General features: G+C 67.7%; 12 protein-coding genes. 5 read left to right on the top strand and 7 right to left on the bottom strand.

Annotated features, from left to right (window positions below):
* Window positions 1-83: 83 nt before the first annotated feature.
* From CCS01_RS07145 to CCS01_RS07125, 5 genes are read right to left on the bottom strand one after another with little or no spacing between them, the layout of a single operon-like run.
* Entirely contained in the window at window positions 84-1,286 is a 1,203-nt protein-coding gene (locus tag CCS01_RS07145) for a CaiB/BaiF CoA transferase family protein (RefSeq protein ID WP_104518138.1), read from the bottom strand.
* Window positions 1,286-2,143, bottom strand: coding sequence for an HpcH/HpaI aldolase/citrate lyase family protein (locus CCS01_RS07140; protein WP_104518137.1), 858 nt, complete (start codon window positions 2,141-2,143; stop codon window positions 1,286-1,288). Before CCS01_RS07140 ends, CCS01_RS07145 begins: the two co-directional genes overlap by 1 nt.
* The gene (locus CCS01_RS07135; protein ID WP_104518136.1) at window positions 2,140-3,501 is read right to left on the bottom strand and encodes an LLM class flavin-dependent oxidoreductase; all 1,362 of its coding nucleotides are present in this window, start codon (window positions 3,499-3,501) and stop codon (window positions 2,140-2,142) included. The genes CCS01_RS07140 and CCS01_RS07135 overlap by 4 nt, the downstream gene beginning before the upstream one ends.
* A gap of 15 nt (window positions 3,502-3,516) precedes the next feature.
* Window positions 3,517-3,828, bottom strand: coding sequence for a DUF4387 domain-containing protein (locus CCS01_RS07130; RefSeq protein ID WP_104518135.1), 312 nt, complete (start codon window positions 3,826-3,828; stop codon window positions 3,517-3,519).
* A gap of 1 nt (window position 3,829) precedes the next feature.
* Window positions 3,830-5,215 carry an acyclic terpene utilization AtuA family protein gene (locus tag CCS01_RS07125; protein ID WP_239992033.1) on the bottom strand — a complete coding sequence of 462 codons (1,386 nt, stop codon included), beginning with the start codon at window positions 5,213-5,215 and terminating at the stop codon, window positions 3,830-3,832.
* A 322-nt stretch (window positions 5,216-5,537) separates the two neighbouring features.
* Here CCS01_RS07125 and CCS01_RS07120 point away from each other — a divergent pair, with 322 nt between their 5' ends.
* From CCS01_RS07120 to CCS01_RS07110, 3 genes are all read left to right on the top strand, one after another.
* Window positions 5,538-5,951 (top strand): YsnF/AvaK domain-containing protein, encoded by a 414-nt coding sequence (locus CCS01_RS07120; protein WP_104518134.1) that lies wholly within the window; start codon window positions 5,538-5,540, stop codon window positions 5,949-5,951.
* Window positions 5,948-6,946, top strand: a complete 999-nt coding sequence (locus tag CCS01_RS07115; protein ID WP_104518133.1) for a YsnF/AvaK domain-containing protein — start codon at window positions 5,948-5,950, stop codon at window positions 6,944-6,946. The genes CCS01_RS07120 and CCS01_RS07115 overlap by 4 nt, the downstream gene beginning before the upstream one ends.
* A gap of 98 nt (window positions 6,947-7,044) precedes the next feature.
* Entirely contained in the window at window positions 7,045-10,374 is a 3,330-nt protein-coding gene (locus CCS01_RS07110; protein WP_104518132.1) for an error-prone DNA polymerase, read from the top strand.
* Here CCS01_RS07110 and CCS01_RS07105 read toward each other — a convergent pair.
* Window positions 10,346-11,386, bottom strand: coding sequence for an alpha/beta fold hydrolase (locus CCS01_RS07105; protein WP_158258268.1), 1,041 nt, complete (start codon window positions 11,384-11,386; stop codon window positions 10,346-10,348). The genes CCS01_RS07110 and CCS01_RS07105 overlap by 29 nt on opposite strands.
* A gap of 52 nt (window positions 11,387-11,438) precedes the next feature.
* On the opposite strand from CCS01_RS07105, the gene CCS01_RS07100 reads away from it, so the two are divergent.
* Entirely contained in the window at window positions 11,439-11,651 is a 213-nt protein-coding gene (locus CCS01_RS07100) for a zinc-finger domain-containing protein (protein WP_104518130.1), read from the top strand.
* Window positions 11,632-14,445: a DNA polymerase I gene (polA, locus tag CCS01_RS07095; RefSeq protein ID WP_104518129.1), complete on the top strand. Its 2,814-nt coding sequence runs from the start codon at window positions 11,632-11,634 to the stop codon at window positions 14,443-14,445. The genes CCS01_RS07100 and polA overlap by 20 nt, the downstream gene beginning before the upstream one ends.
* 223 nt (window positions 14,446-14,668) lie before the next feature.
* Here the strand turns inward: polA and CCS01_RS07090 are convergent, their stop codons facing one another.
* On the bottom strand, window positions 14,669-16,615 hold the full coding sequence (locus CCS01_RS07090; RefSeq protein ID WP_104518128.1) for a hydantoinase B/oxoprolinase family protein: 1,947 nt from the start codon (window positions 16,613-16,615) through the stop codon (window positions 14,669-14,671).
* Window positions 16,616-16,630 lie beyond the last annotated feature (15 nt).

Here is a 16,630-nt window from a genome sequence, read left to right as displayed (position 1 = left end):
TCAGTCCGGCATTGCGCCGGTTGCAAGCTGAACGAAGGCCCGGGCCATTGGTTTGTAGCCGATCCGGAATGTTTATCCGCGGGTCAGATGACTCCGGCTGCGGCAAGCATCTTCATCTCGTCCTCGGACAGGCCAAGGCGGCCCTGGTAGATTTCGGCGTTGTGGGCGCCGAGGCTGGTTCCGAGCCAGTTCACCTTGCCGGGAGTCTCGCTGAGCCGCGGCACCAGGTTGGGAACGGCAAGATCCCCCATGCGCGGGTCCTGCATGCGCAGGATGTTGCCGCGCGCGGCGTAGTGCGGGTCCTCGAAGATTTCGTCGATGGAATAGACCGGCCCGCATGGCACCTGCGCCTGTTCGCACGCCCGCATCAAGTCGGCGCGATCCATCGTCGCGGTCCATGCGCCGACGGTTTCGTCGACCAGCGTCCGGTCGCGTTCGCGGGCCGCGATCGTGCCCCAGCGGGACTCGCCGGCGAGGTCCGGGCGGCCCATGGCGTCCGCAAGGCGCGCGAAAATCTTGTCGTTGGTGCAGGCGATGGCGATCCAGCGGCCGTCCCTGGTCGGATAATGACTGTGCGGAACGACGTTGACCGTGCCCGGCCCCATGCGCTGCCGCACATAGCCCTTGTAGGCGAAGGCCGGCGCAAGCTCATCCAGGATGCGGAAAATCGGTTCGTACAGCCCGATGTCCACCACCTGCCCGCGCCCGGTCTTCTCCCGCGCCTGCAACGCCAGCAACGTGCCGAGCGCGCCGTACAGCCCCGCCATGTAGTCCGGAATGGTCGCCGAGCCCGGCGTGACCGGCGCGCGGTCCGGGTAGCCGGCCAGGAACGACAGCCCGCCAAAGGCGTTGCCGATGCGGCCGAAACCGGGACGGTCCTTGTACGGCCCCGTCTGCCCGTAGCCGGAAATCCGCACCATGATCAGCCGCGGATTGACCCCGCTGAGCACGTCATAGCCAAGCCCCCATTTTTCCAATGTCCCGGGCTGGAAATTTTCCACCAGCACGTCGGCGTCCGCGACCAGACGCTGCAGCAGCGCGGCGCCCTGCGGCTTGCGCAGATCCAGCGTGATGCAGCGCTTGTTGCGGGATTCCGACAGCCAGGGCAGTGAATCCCCGCATTCCGTCATGGTGCCGAAACGGCGGGTCGCGTCGCCCACGGCCGGCAGTTCCACCTTGATGACGTCGGCGCCGAACTCGCCCAGTTGCGTGGCGCAGAACGGGCCGGCGAGGAAGGTGGAAATGTCCAGGACCTTGCAGCCCTCCAGTGCCTGCACGTCGAGCATCAGCCGCCTCCCTGCGCCAGCACGCGGCGGGCGCGTTGCACGATTGGGTAGTCGATGAACTGGCCGTCAAGCTGAATTGAGGCGAGCCTTTTCGCTTCCGCGTCATCGAACGCCGCAATGACCCGTTTCGCCCACGTGATGGCCGCCTCGTCCGGCGTGAAGGCCGCGTTGGCGCCGGCAACCTGGTCCGGATGGATGCACATCTTGCCCTGGAACCCCAGCGCCGCCGCCTGTTTCGCTGACGCCACGAATCCCTCCGCATCCTTCAGATCCGCCCACACCGTATCCAGCGGCGGTTCCAGTCCGGCAGCGCGGGATTCCAGCACGCAGGCGGCCCGATGCGGCAACAGTTCGGCTTCGGCCCGCGTCCACGCCATGCCCATGTCCAGCGTGAAATCACCGGCGCCGAACGCCAGGCGGCGGACGCGCGTGCCGGCGCGGCAGATGGGCCGGAGGTTGCCGATGCCAAGCGCGGTTTCGATGATCGGGACCAGGTCGATGCCGCCCGCCGGCAGGCCGCGTTCGCGCTCCAGGTTGGCGATCAGCCAGTCGGCCGTGCGCAGTTCGTGGTCGTGCTCGACCTTCGGCAGGATGATGCCGTCCAGCCCGGCCCGCACCATGGCAACCATGTCGCCATGGCACCATTCCGTCGTCAGCGCATTCACCCGGACATACAGCTTGCCGGCGCGCGGCCTGCAGAACACTTCAGCCACCACCGCGCGGGTCGCGGCTTTCTCACTGATGGCGACGGCATCCTCCAGATCCAGGATGACGGCGTCGGCGGCCAGGCCCAGCGCCTTCTCCACCCGCCGCGCGTGGTTGCCCGGCGCGAACAGCGGGCTGCGCAGCACGCTCATTCCGCCGCCCTCCGATGATAATCCGCCGCCCGCGGGATCGGCAGGCCGAGATTCTCCCGCAGCGTGCTGCCTATGTAGTCTTTCTGGAACAGGCCACGTCGTTGCAATTCCGGCACCAACAGGCGGACCACGTCCTCATACGCGCCGGGCATGTGCGTCGCGGCCAAAACGAAGCCGTCGCAGGCCGGGGCGGTGAACCACTCCTCCATCTGGTCCGCCACCGAGCGCGGGGTGCCGCAGAACACCTTATGCTCGGCAATCGTGCCGCGGCCGGACACTTCGACGAAATCCCGCACCGTCGGGTTCTTCTTGCCGGAATGCTTCACCACGCGCTCGCGGAACCCGTGCCAGGAGAAGCCGGCAAGCTCTTCGTCGGAGAACGGCTCATCATAGCCCTTCGAGCCAAAATCGTAGTTCAGGACCTCCGAAATCAGTACCAGCGCATCGATCGGCCGAGCCGAAGCCTCGATCACCGCCCGCTTCGCCTGGGCGGCTTCTTCTGATTCAGCAACGATAACGTAGCAGGCCGGCGCGACCTGCACCTGCGCCGGGTCACGCCCGGCGGCGGCGACCACCTGCTTGAACGCGGCGTAGTGCTGCTTGCCGGCTTCCAGGTTGTGGTAGATCACGAACACCAGTTCCGCCCACCGCGCCGCGAACGCCTGGCCACGGCCGGACTGGCCCGCCTGGATCAGCACCGGATGCCCCTGCGGCGACCGTGGCACAGTGAACGGCCCGCGAGATTTGAAGTAGCGGCCGGCATGATCCAGCCGGTGCACTTTCGATGCGTCCGCGAATTGGTCAGTCCCCTTGTCCAGGATCAGCGCGTCGTCGTCCCAGGTGTTCCAGTGGCCCATCACCACGTCCATGAACTCGTCGGCGCGGTCATAGCGCGCGTCATGCTCCATGTGCTCGGCATGGCCGAAGTTCAGCGCCTCGGCGCTGTTCAACGAGGTCACGATGTTCCACGCGGCGCGGCCCTTCAGCATCAGGTCCATGGTGGCGAACACGCGGGCAACGTGGAACGGTTCGTAATACGTCGTGGAATACGTCGTGCCCAACCCGAGCTTTTGCGTCGCGAGGCCCATCGCCATCATGATGGTGGACGGGTCCATCTTCACCACGCGCACGCCGGCGCCGACGGCAGCCTCGTGGTGACCGGTGTAGAGATCCGGCAGCGCCAGGCGATCGTCGAAGAACGCAAGCTGGATCTTCCCGTCCTCCAACGTGCGGGCGATGCGCTGGTAGTATTCCGGCGTGGTGAAATCCAGCATCGTCGCGGGATGCCGCCACGATCCCGGCAGGTTGGAACAGTTCTGCGCCTGCAGGAACGCGACCAGGGTCATCATGCGGTTCATCGGACCGTCTCGCTTTCAGATCGGAAGATCGACATCCAGCAGCGGAGCGTGCTGCTGGCAGCCATAGACATCGGTATCGCCGAAATCCCCGGCGGGAACCAGGCGCGGAAGCGTCGCCTTGAACGCATAGGCCGCGTCATACGGCGTGAACAGCACGTGCGCTTCCGGAACGTTATACAGCCGGGCGAACAGCGCCGCCGACAGCACGCCGGTCGCCTTCACCCGGCGGAACATCCCGGCCGAGTCGAACACCACGTCGATCGTCAGCTCGAACGGCCCGGCGTTCTTGCTCTTGCAGACGGTCGCGATGTCCCTGATCAGCGCCATGTCACAGGCTTTCGTACTGGATGGGGAACGGCTCCAGCAGATCGTCCAGCTCCATCACGTGGTAGATGCTGAAACGATAGACCGGGCCAACCTCGATGTCAGAGGGGGAGAAGGGGAACGCCATGTTGCCTTCCCGGCACAACCGGCCGGGGAAGTCGGTGTGCAGCATGTTGGTGCGCGCCATGCCCAGCACGGCGCTGGCCATTTCCTGGCTGTCCCGCGACACCACCTCCAGCACGAAGCCCAGTTCGTGCGGCGTGGCGTCGCGCACCGGTTCGCGCGTGGCCATGACGCCGTCGCGGCCATAGACGCGGATGCCGAAGCGGTAACTGTCCGGTGGCGCACCGAACGCCTCGGCCTTGGCAGCGACCTCCTGCCGCACGGTCGCAATGAAATCGTCGATCCTGCCAATCAGCAGCGGATCGCGGGTGCCGCAGACGCAGATCGAGCGGTAGCCGGCGCGTTCCACGCCCTCCAGCTTCGCCGTGTACTGCGCGGCCGGGATCCAGCGCATGCCGGAAATCCGCACGGCCCGGTCGCTGACCGCCTCGAACCGGCATTCCGACGTGTCCAGCATCCCGCCCGGCTCGATGTGATGGACCGGGCTGCTGTTCTCGTGCAGCGAATGGTTGGCGATCGACAACGGCGTGCAGCGGCGCGCCGGGTTCATCGGCTCGCATTCGACATGATCCTCGCGCACCGTGACCAGCAGGCTGTCGTGACCCTTGGGGATCGACGGCGTCGCGCCGCATTCCAGCATCTTGCCGGCATACCAGGCGGGCGCAGGCGGCAACCCGGCGTGGATGGCGGCGGCGGCCCAGGGGGCGGGATCGCTCGCTCGGCCGGCCAGCACCACCTGCGCCCCGGCGTCCAGCGCCGCCATGAACGGCTCCGTCCCCATCATGCCGACGATGCGGCTGGCACGGTCGATGGTTTCATCCGTCAGCACCGGCTGGCGCGCCAGCGGCTTCACCCGGCCGGCGGCGACGCGGCGCCTGATGCTGTCCTTGTCCTGCTCGGCCTGGATCAGCGCCATGCGGAAATGCAGCCCGTCCTGCCGCGCGATCTCCCGCGCCATGCCGGCGACAAGCGCCAGATGCGGCGCGCCGCCGGCCCCGCCGCTGGTGCCAATCAGCAGCGGGATGCCATGCCGGACCGCGGCGTTCAGCATAAGCCGCAGGTCGCGGCTTATGGCGATGGGCGAGCAGAACGGCTTGCCGATGCCAAGATAGTGCGGTCCCGGATCGACGCTGCCGCCGTCGACGCCGATGACGTGCGGGCCGCGGTCCAGCCCCGCGCGCAATGACGCCTCCGGAAAGCCGTAGCCAAGGATCGCGCTGGTGGACAGCAGGCGCATCTCCCGGCCCCTGCGCGGCGGCTGGCTCATGGTATATCCTCCTGCGCGAAGGTTCCCCCATTGCGGCGGGTCCGGCAAGCGCGCGCAGCGCGGCATCGTGACAAAACGGTCATAAACCGACATTCCCATAGCTGTGATCGGCATCGGTTGCCGGCGGTCGTCTCGCAACCCTATCGGCCAGGCGCCATCCCGGCGCGCCCGCAGCCGGATAGACGAGGTCGTACCGCTTCATCGCCTTGCCCTGTCGTTTCGTCCCGGCCGGGCGCCGGACCGCATCGGCTTGGTTGCAAGGCGAGTCGATCCAACCCATTCCCCCGGGTTCCGTTCTGGCTCCAGTCCGCCGGAGAAGCAGATGGGTGACACGCCGCCAGAGTCGAGCACGACGATCGAACTTGCCGAGGAAACGATTTCAGTCAGCAAGCGTCGTGTCGAAACCGGACTCGTGCGCGTTCGCATCCGAACCGAAAGCGAGGAAATCCAGGCGCGCGCGTCGTTGCTCGATCACGACGTGGACATCACGCGCGTGCCGATCGGCCGCGACGTGACGGAGATCCCGGCTGTCCGGCAGGAAGGCGATGTCACGATCTATCCCGTTCTGGAGGAAGTGCTCGTCGTCGAAAAGCGCCTCGTCCTGAAGGAGGAGGTGCATGTCCGCCGCGTCGTCACCCGGACCGAGGTGTCGCAGCCGGTGACGCTGCGCCGCCAGCGGGCGGACATCGAGCGCACCGCGGACGACAATGGGGATCCAGCGAAGGAGCAAGCATGACCACGCATACCGTAACGGCAATGTATTCGACGCGCCAGGATGCCGAGAGGGCCGCGGCCGCCATCAGGCAGGATACCGCGATCAGCACAACGAATGTGCGGGTCCTGCCCGAGCGGGACGACGCTGCGGCAACGGGAACCACCGATACGGTGGCTCATGAAACCGGCTTCTTTGCCAGCCTGCGCAATTTCTTCATGCCGGAAGAGGATCGCTACGGCTACGCCGAAGGCATGCGCCGCGGCAGCTATCTGGTTGCCGTCGATACGGATGACACGTATTCGGATCGCGTCATGAATATTCTGGAAGATCATGGCGCGATCGACATGGACGCGGAGGAGAAGCGGTGGCGCGCGGAAGGCTGGCGCGGCTATCAGCCGGACAGCGCGGCCACCGGCATACCGGCGAGCGATGTCACCGCGACCGATACGGGATTTTCTGGCGCCGCCGTCACCGGATCACGCGTCACAGGCACACCGGCGACAGCAGGCCCGGCAGTTGACAGACCCCCAACCGCGCCGGTGGGCACGCCCAGGGCAACGGCGATGACCGGAACGGCGGAAACCGCCGTGCCATCGGAAACCATTCCTTTGGCCGAAGAAACGGTGCGCATTGGCAAGCGGCAGGTCAACACCGGCCGCGTCCGCGTCCGCACCTATGTCGTCGAAACCCCGGTCAACGAAACGGTCCATCTGCGTGAGGAGCACGTCGAGGTCGAGCGCCGTCCGGTCGACCGCCCGGCGAGGGCCGACGAAGACCCGTTCCGCGAACGCGAGATCGAGGCAACCACGTCGCGCGAGGAACCGGTCGTGTCAAAGGAAACCAGGGTGCGCGAGGAACTGGTGCTGCACAAGACGGCCGAGGAGCACGACGAGACGATACGCGACACCGTCCGCCGCACCGAGGTCCGGGAGGACCGGGGCGACAAGGACGACATCGGCCCGGACGGCACGGTTGACAATCCCCGCGCTGACAATCCCCGCACCGGCCCCGCCTGACATGACGTCCCCGGGCGGCGTGCCGCCCGGGGCACCCGATACGCCAGGAATGAGAACAAACTAGGAATACCGTCCGTAATCGGCTATACGCGAAGCCCATGTATGTGGAGCTTCAGGTCACCACGAACTACAGTTTCCTGCGCGGCGCCTCGCATGTCGAGGAGCTGGTGGCGCGGGCCGCGATGCTGCGCGTGCCGGCGCTCGGCATCACCGACCGCAATTCCCTGGCCGGCATCGTCCGGGCGCACCAGCGGACGAAGGAAGCCGGCCTCCGGCTGATCGTCGGTTGCCGGCTGGACCTGATGGATGCGCCGTCCGTGCTGGTCTATCCCACCGACCGCGCCGCTTATTCCCGCCTGACCCGGCTGCTGACCCTGGGCAAGGGCCGCGCCGGCAAAGGCAAATGCGCGCTGTTCTGGTCCGACCTTGCGGCTGCGGCGGACGGGCTGGTCGCCGCCCTCTGCACCGATCCGGCCGAGGCGGACATCCGCCGCCTGAAGGACGTTTTCCGCGACCGCGCCTATGTCGCCCTGACGCTGATGCACCGGCCCAACGATGCCGTGCGGCTGCGGGTCATTGCCGACACCGCCGCCGCCATCGGCGTGCCGACGGTCGCCACCAACGACGTGCTGTACCACGCGCCCGGGCGGCGGATCATGCAGGATGTGCTGAGCTGCATCCGCGAGGGCTGCACCATCGACGATCTTGGCTACCGGCGCGAGCGTTCCTCGGTCCGGCACCTGGACTCGCCGGAGGAAATGGCCCGCCTGTTCGCGCGCCATCCGGAGGCCGTGGCCCGCACGCAGGAAATCGCGGATCGTTGCCGGTTCAGCCTGGATGAACTGCGCTACCAATATCCGCACGAGGTCCACATCCCCGGCCTGGATGCGCAGCAGACGCTGGAACAGCGCACGTGGGAAGGCGCGGCGCGGCGCTATCCGCGCGGCGTTCCCGACGATGTCCAAAAGCAACTTCATCACGAGCTCGACCTGATCGCCCAGTTGCGGTACGCGCCGTATTTCCTGACGGTGGACAGCATCGTCCGTTTCGCCCGCGCCAACCACATCCTGTGCCAGGGCCGCGGCTCGGCGGCCAATTCGGCGGTGTGCTTCGTGCTGGGCATCACCTCGATCGATCCCACCCGCAGCGGCCTGCTGTTCGAACGTTTCGTCAGCGCCGAGCGGCGCGAGCCGCCGGACATCGACGTCGATTTCGAGCACGAGCGGCGCGAGGAAGTGATCCAGTGGGTGTATGACACCTACGGCCGCAGCCGCGCCGCGCTGTGCGCCACGATCATCCGCTATCGCGGCCGCGGCGCGGTACGCGACGTCGGCAAGGCGATGGGCCTGACCGAAGACGTGACGGCCGCCCTGGCGACCCAGGTGTGGAGCTGGAGCGACGAAGGCGTCGCCGAGGAACATGCCGCCGCGCTGAACTTCAACATGCAGGACCGCCGCCTGCGCCTGACCCTCGAACTCGCCCGCGCCCTGATCGGCTTTCCCCGCCACATGTCGCAGCATCCGGGTGGTTTCGTTTTGACCCAGGACCGCCTGGACGACCTGGTGCCGATCGAGCCGGCGAGCATGGTGAACCGGCAGGTGATCGAGTGGGACAAGGACGATATCGACGCCCTGCGCTTCATGAAAGTCGATGTGCTGGGCCTGGGCATGCTGGGCTGCATGCGCCGGGCGTTCGATCTGCTGGCGGAACACAAGAGGGTGCGGCTGGATTTGGCGACCGTTCCGTCCGAGGACCCTGCCACCTACGCAATGATCCGCAAGGCCGACACGCTGGGCACGTTCCAGATCGAATCGCGGGCGCAGATGTCGATGCTGCCCAGGCTGAAGCCGCGCACCTTCTACGACATCGTTATTCAGGTGGCGATTGTCCGGCCAGGGCCGATCCAGGGGGACATGGTGCATCCGTATCTGCGGCGGCGGGAGGGACTGGAAAAAGTCGAGTATCCAACGCCGGAATTGCGCCGCGTGCTGGAAAAGACGCTGGGCGTGCCGCTGTTCCAGGAACAGGCGATGCAGGTGGCGATCGTCTGTGCCGGGTTCACGCCGTCCGAGGCGGACGCCCTGCGGCGCAGCATGGCGACGTTCAAGTTCGCTGGCGGCGTCTCGCATTTCCGGCAGAAGCTGATCGATGGGATGGTGGACCGCGGCTATACGGCTGAGTTCGCTGAAAGAACGTTCTCGCAGATCGAGGGCTTTGGCAGCTATGGCTTCCCCGAGAGCCATGCGGCGAGTTTCGCGCTGATTGCGTACGCCTCGGCGTGGATGAAGTGCCACCATCCGGATGTGTTCTGCTGCGCGCTGCTGAACGCGCAGCCGATGGGATTCTACGCCACGGCGCAGATCGTGCGGGATGCGCACCTGCATGGCGTGGTGGTGCGGCCGGTGTCGGTGAACGAGTCGGCGTGGGATTGCGGGTTGGAGACGGATGGACAGCGCGCCTTCCCCGTCATGCCGGGCGCAGGCCCGGCATCCACGCCTGTTGTTTGTACGGGCACCGCAAGGCGTGGATGGCCGGCCTGCGCCGGCCATGACGGGAAGGGAAAGCCCGGTCATGACGCAAGCGGCCGCCCTCTCCTCCCCGTCCGCCTCGGCCTGCGCATGGCCAAGGGCCTTTCCGCCGCCCATGCCGACGCGATCGTCGCCGGCCGGGGCGCAGGCTACCGTTCGATCGAGGACCTCTGGCGCCGCGTCCCGATCCCCATTGCCGCGCTGGAACGCCTGGCCGAGGCCGATGCCTTCGCCACGCTCGGTCTCAACCGGCGGCAGGCGCTATGGACGATCCGCGGCCTGTCCGACACCCGGCTGCCGCTGTTCGACCGCGTGCCGGCGGAACCCGATCCGGAACCGGCGGTGCCGCTGGCGCCGATGACCGCCGGGCGGCAGGTGGTGGAGGACTACCGCAGCACCGGCCTGAGCCTGCGCCGCCATCCGGTCAGTTTCCTGCGCCAGGACCTGGCCGCCCGCCGCATACTCCCGTGTGGCGCTCTGGCAACGACCCGGGACGGCAGGCGGGTGGAGGTCGCCGGGATCATCCTGGTGCGGCAACGGCCCAGCAGCGCCCGCGGCGTGCTGTTCGTCACCATCGAGGACGAAACCGGCCACGCCAACCTGATCCTGTGGCCGGCGGTGTTCGAGGCGCAGCGCCGCCTGGTGCTGTCCGCCAGCATGATCGCCTGCCGCGGCAAGCTGCAGCGCGAGGGCGAGGTCATCCACGTCATTGCCGAGCACCTGACCGACCTGTCCGACCTGCTGCGCGGCGTGGGCGATCGCGACGAGGCGTTTCCGCTGGCTGCCGGACGCGGCGACGAAGCCCGGCACACCGCCACGCCCGACCCGCGCGGGACAAAGACCGCCGGCAGCCGCGACCTGTCCCCGGGCATCAAGGTACCGACGCGAGATTTTCGGTAGGCGGCGAGGACCCCTGCCCTTCCTGCCGCTTCAGCCACGCCGTCGCCGCCTGGCCGGCCCCGGAGGGCAGCGGCGCCTGCGGGTCCTTGATCCAGGACAGGATGTCGCCAATCGGCAGCGCCCGGTCCTTGTCGCGCAGCAGCAGGTGGTAGCCGTTCGGGTAGAACGCCTTTTCCGGCCCGGGCGGCAGGTCGTACCAGGCCTCCGCCATCGCCCGCTTCGGCACCAGTTCGTCATGCCCGCCATACAGGATCAGCGACGGCACGTGGAGATGCGCCGCCGCCGCCAGGGCGCGGTCCATCAGGTTGACCAGGCCCTCGATCGCGTCCACCCGCGTCGCGTGGATGGTCAGCGGGTCATTCGACAGGCGCACCAGCGCCGCGCGGTTGTCGCTGGCGGTGACATGGACGATGCCGCGGCCGGTCAGCGTCATGGCCGGCACGGTATGATCGGCCAGCCACAGCGAGACCCGCATCAGCACGTTCATCTCCGATCGGCCCCAGACGGCGGGGGAGACCAGGACATAGCCGTCCACGTCGGGCGGGTTGGGCTCGGTCGCCAGCACCATCAGCGCGGCGGCGCCCATGCTCTCGGCCATCAGGATCAGCTTGGTGTGCGGGTAGCGCGCGCGCAGCATCCGCGCCATGGCCCGGGCGTCGCTGGTCAGCCTGTCGGTGCCGGGCCACAGGCCGCGGCTGCGGGTGGCGCCGAAGCCGCGCAAATCGGGCGCATAGACGGCTATGCCGGCGGCGGCGAAGGCCGGGGCGGGATACTCCCACGCGTCGCGGCTGTCGTTCATGCCGTGCAGCGCCAGCACCACCGCCTGCGGCCGGCCCACCGGCAGCCAGACGCGGTAGGGCAGCGCCGTGCCGTCCGGCATGACGAAGCTGTCGGCGGTTTCGGCCGGGATGCGGGACGGGGCGATCGGGTCGATGCCCGCGCCGGTACAGCCGCTCAGCAGCAGCGCGGCCAGCAGGAAACAGGCCAGATGGCGAAGCACGGTTGAAAGCATGCGCCGTATCGCTATCATCATGCGGCTTCGCATACCACCAATAAGGACGCACATGCCGCCCGGCGCCGCCACCATGACCACCAATCCGGTACGACCGACTGAGATCATCCACGTCGACACCCGCACCGTCGCCTGCGACGGCGGCGAGGGCGCGCTGGGTCATCCGCGGGTGTACCTGTATATCCAGGGCGAGGAAGTGATGTGCCCGTACTGCTCCCGTCTCTACATCCTGAATGCCGGAGCGGATGACGCCGGCGGACATTGAGCCCTCGGGCGCTCCGGCGCCGGAGGCCGCGCCCAGGCCGCTGCACCTGATCCTGATCGACGGGTCGGGCTTCATCTTCCGCGCCTTCCACGCCCTGCCGCCGATGACACGGCCGGACGGGACGCCGGTGAACGCGGTGTTCGGCTTCACCAACATGCTGGCGAAGCTGCTGAAGGAGCATGTCGGCACCCACATCGCGGTGATCTTCGACGCTGGCCGGGTGACCTTCCGCAACCGGCTGTACGAAGCCTACAAGGCGCAGCGCCCGCCGCCGCCCGAGGAGCTGATCCCGCAATTCCCCCTGGTGCGCGAGGCCACCACCGCCTTCGGCGTGCCGGCAATCGAGCTGGCCGACTGGGAGGCAGACGACCTGATCGCCGCCTATGCGCGCGCCGCGGCCGAGGCGGGCGGGCAGGTGACCATCGTCTCCTCCGACAAGGACCTGATGCAGCTCATCCGGCCGGGCGTGGAGATGCTCGACCCGATCAAGCAGAAGCCCATCGGCCCGGTCGAGGTGATGGAGAAGTTCGGCGTCACCCCCGACAAGATGGTCGAGGTGCAGGCGCTGATCGGTGACCCCATCGACAACGTGCCCGGCGTGCCGGGCATCGGCCCGAAGGGCGCGGCGCAGCTGATCAACGAGTACGGCGACCTGGAATCCGTGCTGGCCGCGGCGGCCGGGATGAAGCCGTCGAAGCGGCGGGACATGCTGATCGAACACGCCGACAAGGCGCGCATCTCGCGAGAGTTGGTGCGGCTGCGGGAAGACACCCCCATGCCCCTGCCGATCGACGCCCTGCTCCAGCACGACGCCGATCGGCCGGCGCTGCTGGCGTGGCTGCAGCAGCAGGGATTCCGTAGTGTCGTGTCACGCCTGGGCCTGGACGCCGCCGCTCCGCCACCCGCCGCTCCGCCACCCGCCGCGCCGGTGCCAACGCCGGCGGCGCAGGCGGATCTGGGTCCGGCCGCGCCGGTGACTCCCGAATCGGGCTTCGGGCCGTATGAGACCGTGGTCACCGCCGATGCCCTGCGCGCCTGGGTGGAGGCGGCGGTCGCCTGCGGCCGGGTAGCGATGGACACCGAGACCGACGGGCTGGACGCGATGCGCGCCCGGCTCGTCGGCCTGTCGCTGGCCACCGCGCCGGGCAAGGCGTGCTACGTGCCGGTGGGGCACGAGGTGCTGGGCGCGCAGCTTCCTCTGGCCGACGCGATCGCGGTACTGGGGCCAATGCTGACCGACGCCTCGGTGCTGAAGGTGTTCCAGAACGGCAAGTTCGACATGATCATCCTGTCGCGCGCCGGCTTCCCGATGCCGGCGCCGATGGACGACACCATGCTGATCTCCTATGCGCAGGAGGCCGGGCTGCACGGGCACGGCATGGACGAGCTGTCGCAGTTGCACCTGGGGCATACGCCGATCAGCTATGATTCGGTGACCGGGACGGGGCGCAACCGGATCCCGTTCTCGCAGGTGCCGATCGAGCGAGCGACGGAGTATGCCGCCGAGGATGCCGACGTTACGCTGCGGCTGTGGGAGACGCTGAAGCCACGGCTGCGGCTGAACGGCGCGCTGGCGCTGTACGAGCAGGTGGAACGCCGGCTGGTGCCGGTGCTGCTGGCGATGGAGCGCGCCGGCGTCAAGGTCGATGCCGACGACCTGCGGCGGATGTCGGTGGATTTCGAGGCGCGCATGGCGGTGATGGAGCAGGATTGCCATCGCCTGGCCGGCCACCCGTTCAACGTCGGCAGCCCGAAGCAACTGGGCGAGGTGCTGTTCGACGAGCAGAAGCTGACCGGCGGCAAGCGGATGAAGACCGGGGCGTGGGGAACGGATTCCTCGGTGCTGCAGACGCTGGCGGACCAGGGGCACGAGCTGCCGAACCGCGTGCTGGAATGGCGGCAGCTGGCGAAGCTGAAATCGACCTATGCCGACGCGCTGGTGAACGAGATCAATCCCGAGACCGGGCGGGTGCATACGTCTTTCGCGATGGCGATCGCCTCCACCGGGCGGCTGTCATCGACTGATCCGAATTTGCAGAATATCCCGATCCGGACGGAGGAAGGCAGCCGCATCCGGCGGGCGTTCATCGCCGAGCCGGGGCATGTGCTGGTCAGCGCCGACTACTCGCAGATCGAGCTGCGGCTGCTGGCGCACGTGGCGGACCTGGCGGTGCTGAAGGAAAGCTTCGCGCGCGGCGAGGACATCCACGCGCGCACCGCCAGCGAGGTGTTCGGCGTGCCGATGGCCGGCATGGACCCGATGACGCGGCGGCGGGCGAAGGCGATCAACTTCGGGATTATCTACGGCATCTCCGGCTTCGGCCTGGCGCGGCAGCTGCAGATCACGCCGGGCGAGGCGAAGGGGTATATCGATCGTTACTTCGAGCGCTATCCGGGCATCCGCGCCTATATGGAACGGACGAAGGAGGAGGCGCGGATCAAAGGCTACGTCGTCTCGCCGTTCGGGCGGCGGTGCTGGGTACCGGGGATCGCCGACAAGAACGTGGCGAAGCGGGCGTATGCCGAGCGGCAGGCGATCAACGCGCCGCTGCAGGGGGGCGCGGCGGACATCATCAAGCGGGCGATGGTGCGGCTGCCGGCGGCGCTGCTTGCGGCGGGGTTGAAGTCGCGGATGCTGCTGCAGGTGCATGACGAACTGCTGTTCGAGGCGCCGGCGGAGGAGGCGGAAACGCTGGCGGGCGTGGCGCGGCAGGTGATGGAGAGTGCGGCGGTGCTGTCGGTGCCGCTGGTGGTGGAGACTGGCGTGGGGCGGAACTGGGCCGAGGCGCATTAGGGCAAACCGCAGACGGTTTGGGATATCGTTCAGAAAGGGGCGGCCTGCCTTGGTCTTCATGACGGCCGAAGGGCAGCCATGACGATACAGCAATGGCCGCCGCCATTTTTAACGCACATGGGGCCTTTGCCCGGCATGACGTGGTGGCAACGACAGCCGCCCTCGGGCACGGTGTCCGGCTGTAGGAGGCTGCGCGACGGCAACCCCCTCGCTCATCCGGGCTTCAGCCCCCTGCCCCACGCAGCCGCCGCGTCGCCTCCTGGTCGATTCGTAGCCCTTCCGGATCGTTCACCGGATCGCCCACGACCGCCACACCATAGTCGCGCCGCGCGCCCTCGATGCTGACGTACTCGTCGCGTACATCGCGCAGCACCCGCTCGGGATCACGCTCCATCGGCTTGCCCCAGCCGCCGCCGCCCGCCGTCTGGTAGCGGAACATCGTGTTGGGCGTGGTGCGCCAGGTGGGCGTGGAGGCGAAGTAGAAATATTCCCCCTTCGGATCGAGCGTCTTCGTTTCCGGATCCAGCATCCCGCCAACCGGTATCGACTCCCGATAAATCGACCGGTCGGTCGGCAGCGCCCCGGTCGCGGCGACCACCTTGTAGGTTTCCGGCGGAAACACCCAGTTCGCCTGCGCGGTGCCGTCGCCGCCGCCATAGACGCCGAAGCCGCAGGAAACCTTGGCGTGCAGCGGCATCGTCCAGTGCTCGGCGTCGCGCAGCCACAGCGTGTCCTTCAGCACCGCCGCGCCGCCACGATGCCGCCCGGGACCGGCGGTGTCCAGCGCATATTCCTTGCGCAAAACGACGGCGGGGATGTCAGACTCGATCGCCTCGGTCGCCGGGTCGATGTTGTTGGCGAGGTAGAACACCGTGTAGCTGTCGCCGTCCCCGGCCTTGGTGCCGCTCCACGGCCCGTGCTCGCCGCCGCACTGCGCGGCGGTGACCCAGGGCACGCCCGCCTCCGACACGCCGTTGGCGTTGTGGATCATCAGCGATCCGTAATCACCGCCCACCGCGTCCGGCCCGAGCGCCTTCTCCAGCGCACGGTAAACCGCCGACAGGACCGGAATGGAACTTTCCCAGTACAGGAAGATCGCCCCGTCCGGCGGCACGGCGCTGCAGATGGTACCGGGCGGAATCACCACGTCGATGTTGCGGTAGGACCCCGATGAATACGGCGTCTCCTGCTCGATCAGCATCTTCAGAGCCACGCCGATGGCGGTCTTCACGTCCAGCACGCCGCAATTGATGCTGCTGCGCGCCTGCGCCGAGGTGCCGCTCAGGTCGCATTCGATGTTCTCGCCGTGCTTGGCGATGCGCAGTTTGATCCGGTACTCGCGGCTGGCGTCGATGCCGTCGGCGTCCACGCTTTCCTCGGCCTCGTAGATGCCATCGGGGATCTTGGTGCGCAGCGCCTCGCTCATCGCATCGGCGGAGACGTCGCAGCTGTAGCGGATCGCGCCCAGCAGCGCATCGGCGCCGTAACGATTCACGCTCTCCAGCAGCAGGCGCTCGCCCAGCAGCAAGCTCTGGTACAGCGACTTGATGTCCGGCAGCAGCAGCGCGCAGAACCGCGCGTTGTCGAAGATCAGGTTGAACGTCGATTTCACCGGCTTGTCGTCGCGATACAGCAGCATCGGCGGGATCGACAGGCCGGTCTCATAGACGTTCTTCTTGCTGCCGCTGAACCCGGCCGGCACGATGCCGCCCATGTCGAGCTGGTGCGCGCGGATCGTCACGAACGCAATGATCCGCCCGTCGTGGAACACCGGCCGGATGAAGCAGACGTCGTTGACATGGTTGCCGGTGCGGTACGGATCGTTCACCGCGATCACGTCGCCGGGCCGCAGCTCGTCCACGCCGAATTCGGTGACGCTGTTGCGCACCGCCTCGGCCATCGTGCCGATGAACAGCACCAGGCTGTCGCTGACGGTGCTCATGGGATAGTCCAGCTCCGGCGGGCCGGAGATCGTCGCCGCGAAATCGTACCAGTCGCGCAGGATCAGCGAGAACGCGTTGTTCAGCAGCCCCGTGCACATGTGCTTGACGATGTAGCGCATGCGGCTCGACAGCACCGCGGCGGTGAACCGGTCGCTGGCGTACAGCTCCTGGAACTGCGCCTCGGTCAGGTCGCGGAGGGGGGTGTGGGTTTCGCCGTTGATGGCCATGATGATCCGTCTCCG

The sequence above is a fragment of the Rhodopila globiformis genome (assembly GCF_002937115.1).
GTDB lineage: Bacteria > Pseudomonadota > Alphaproteobacteria > Acetobacterales > Acetobacteraceae > Rhodopila > Rhodopila globiformis.
This window is presented reverse-complemented; position numbering and strand designations above follow the sequence as displayed.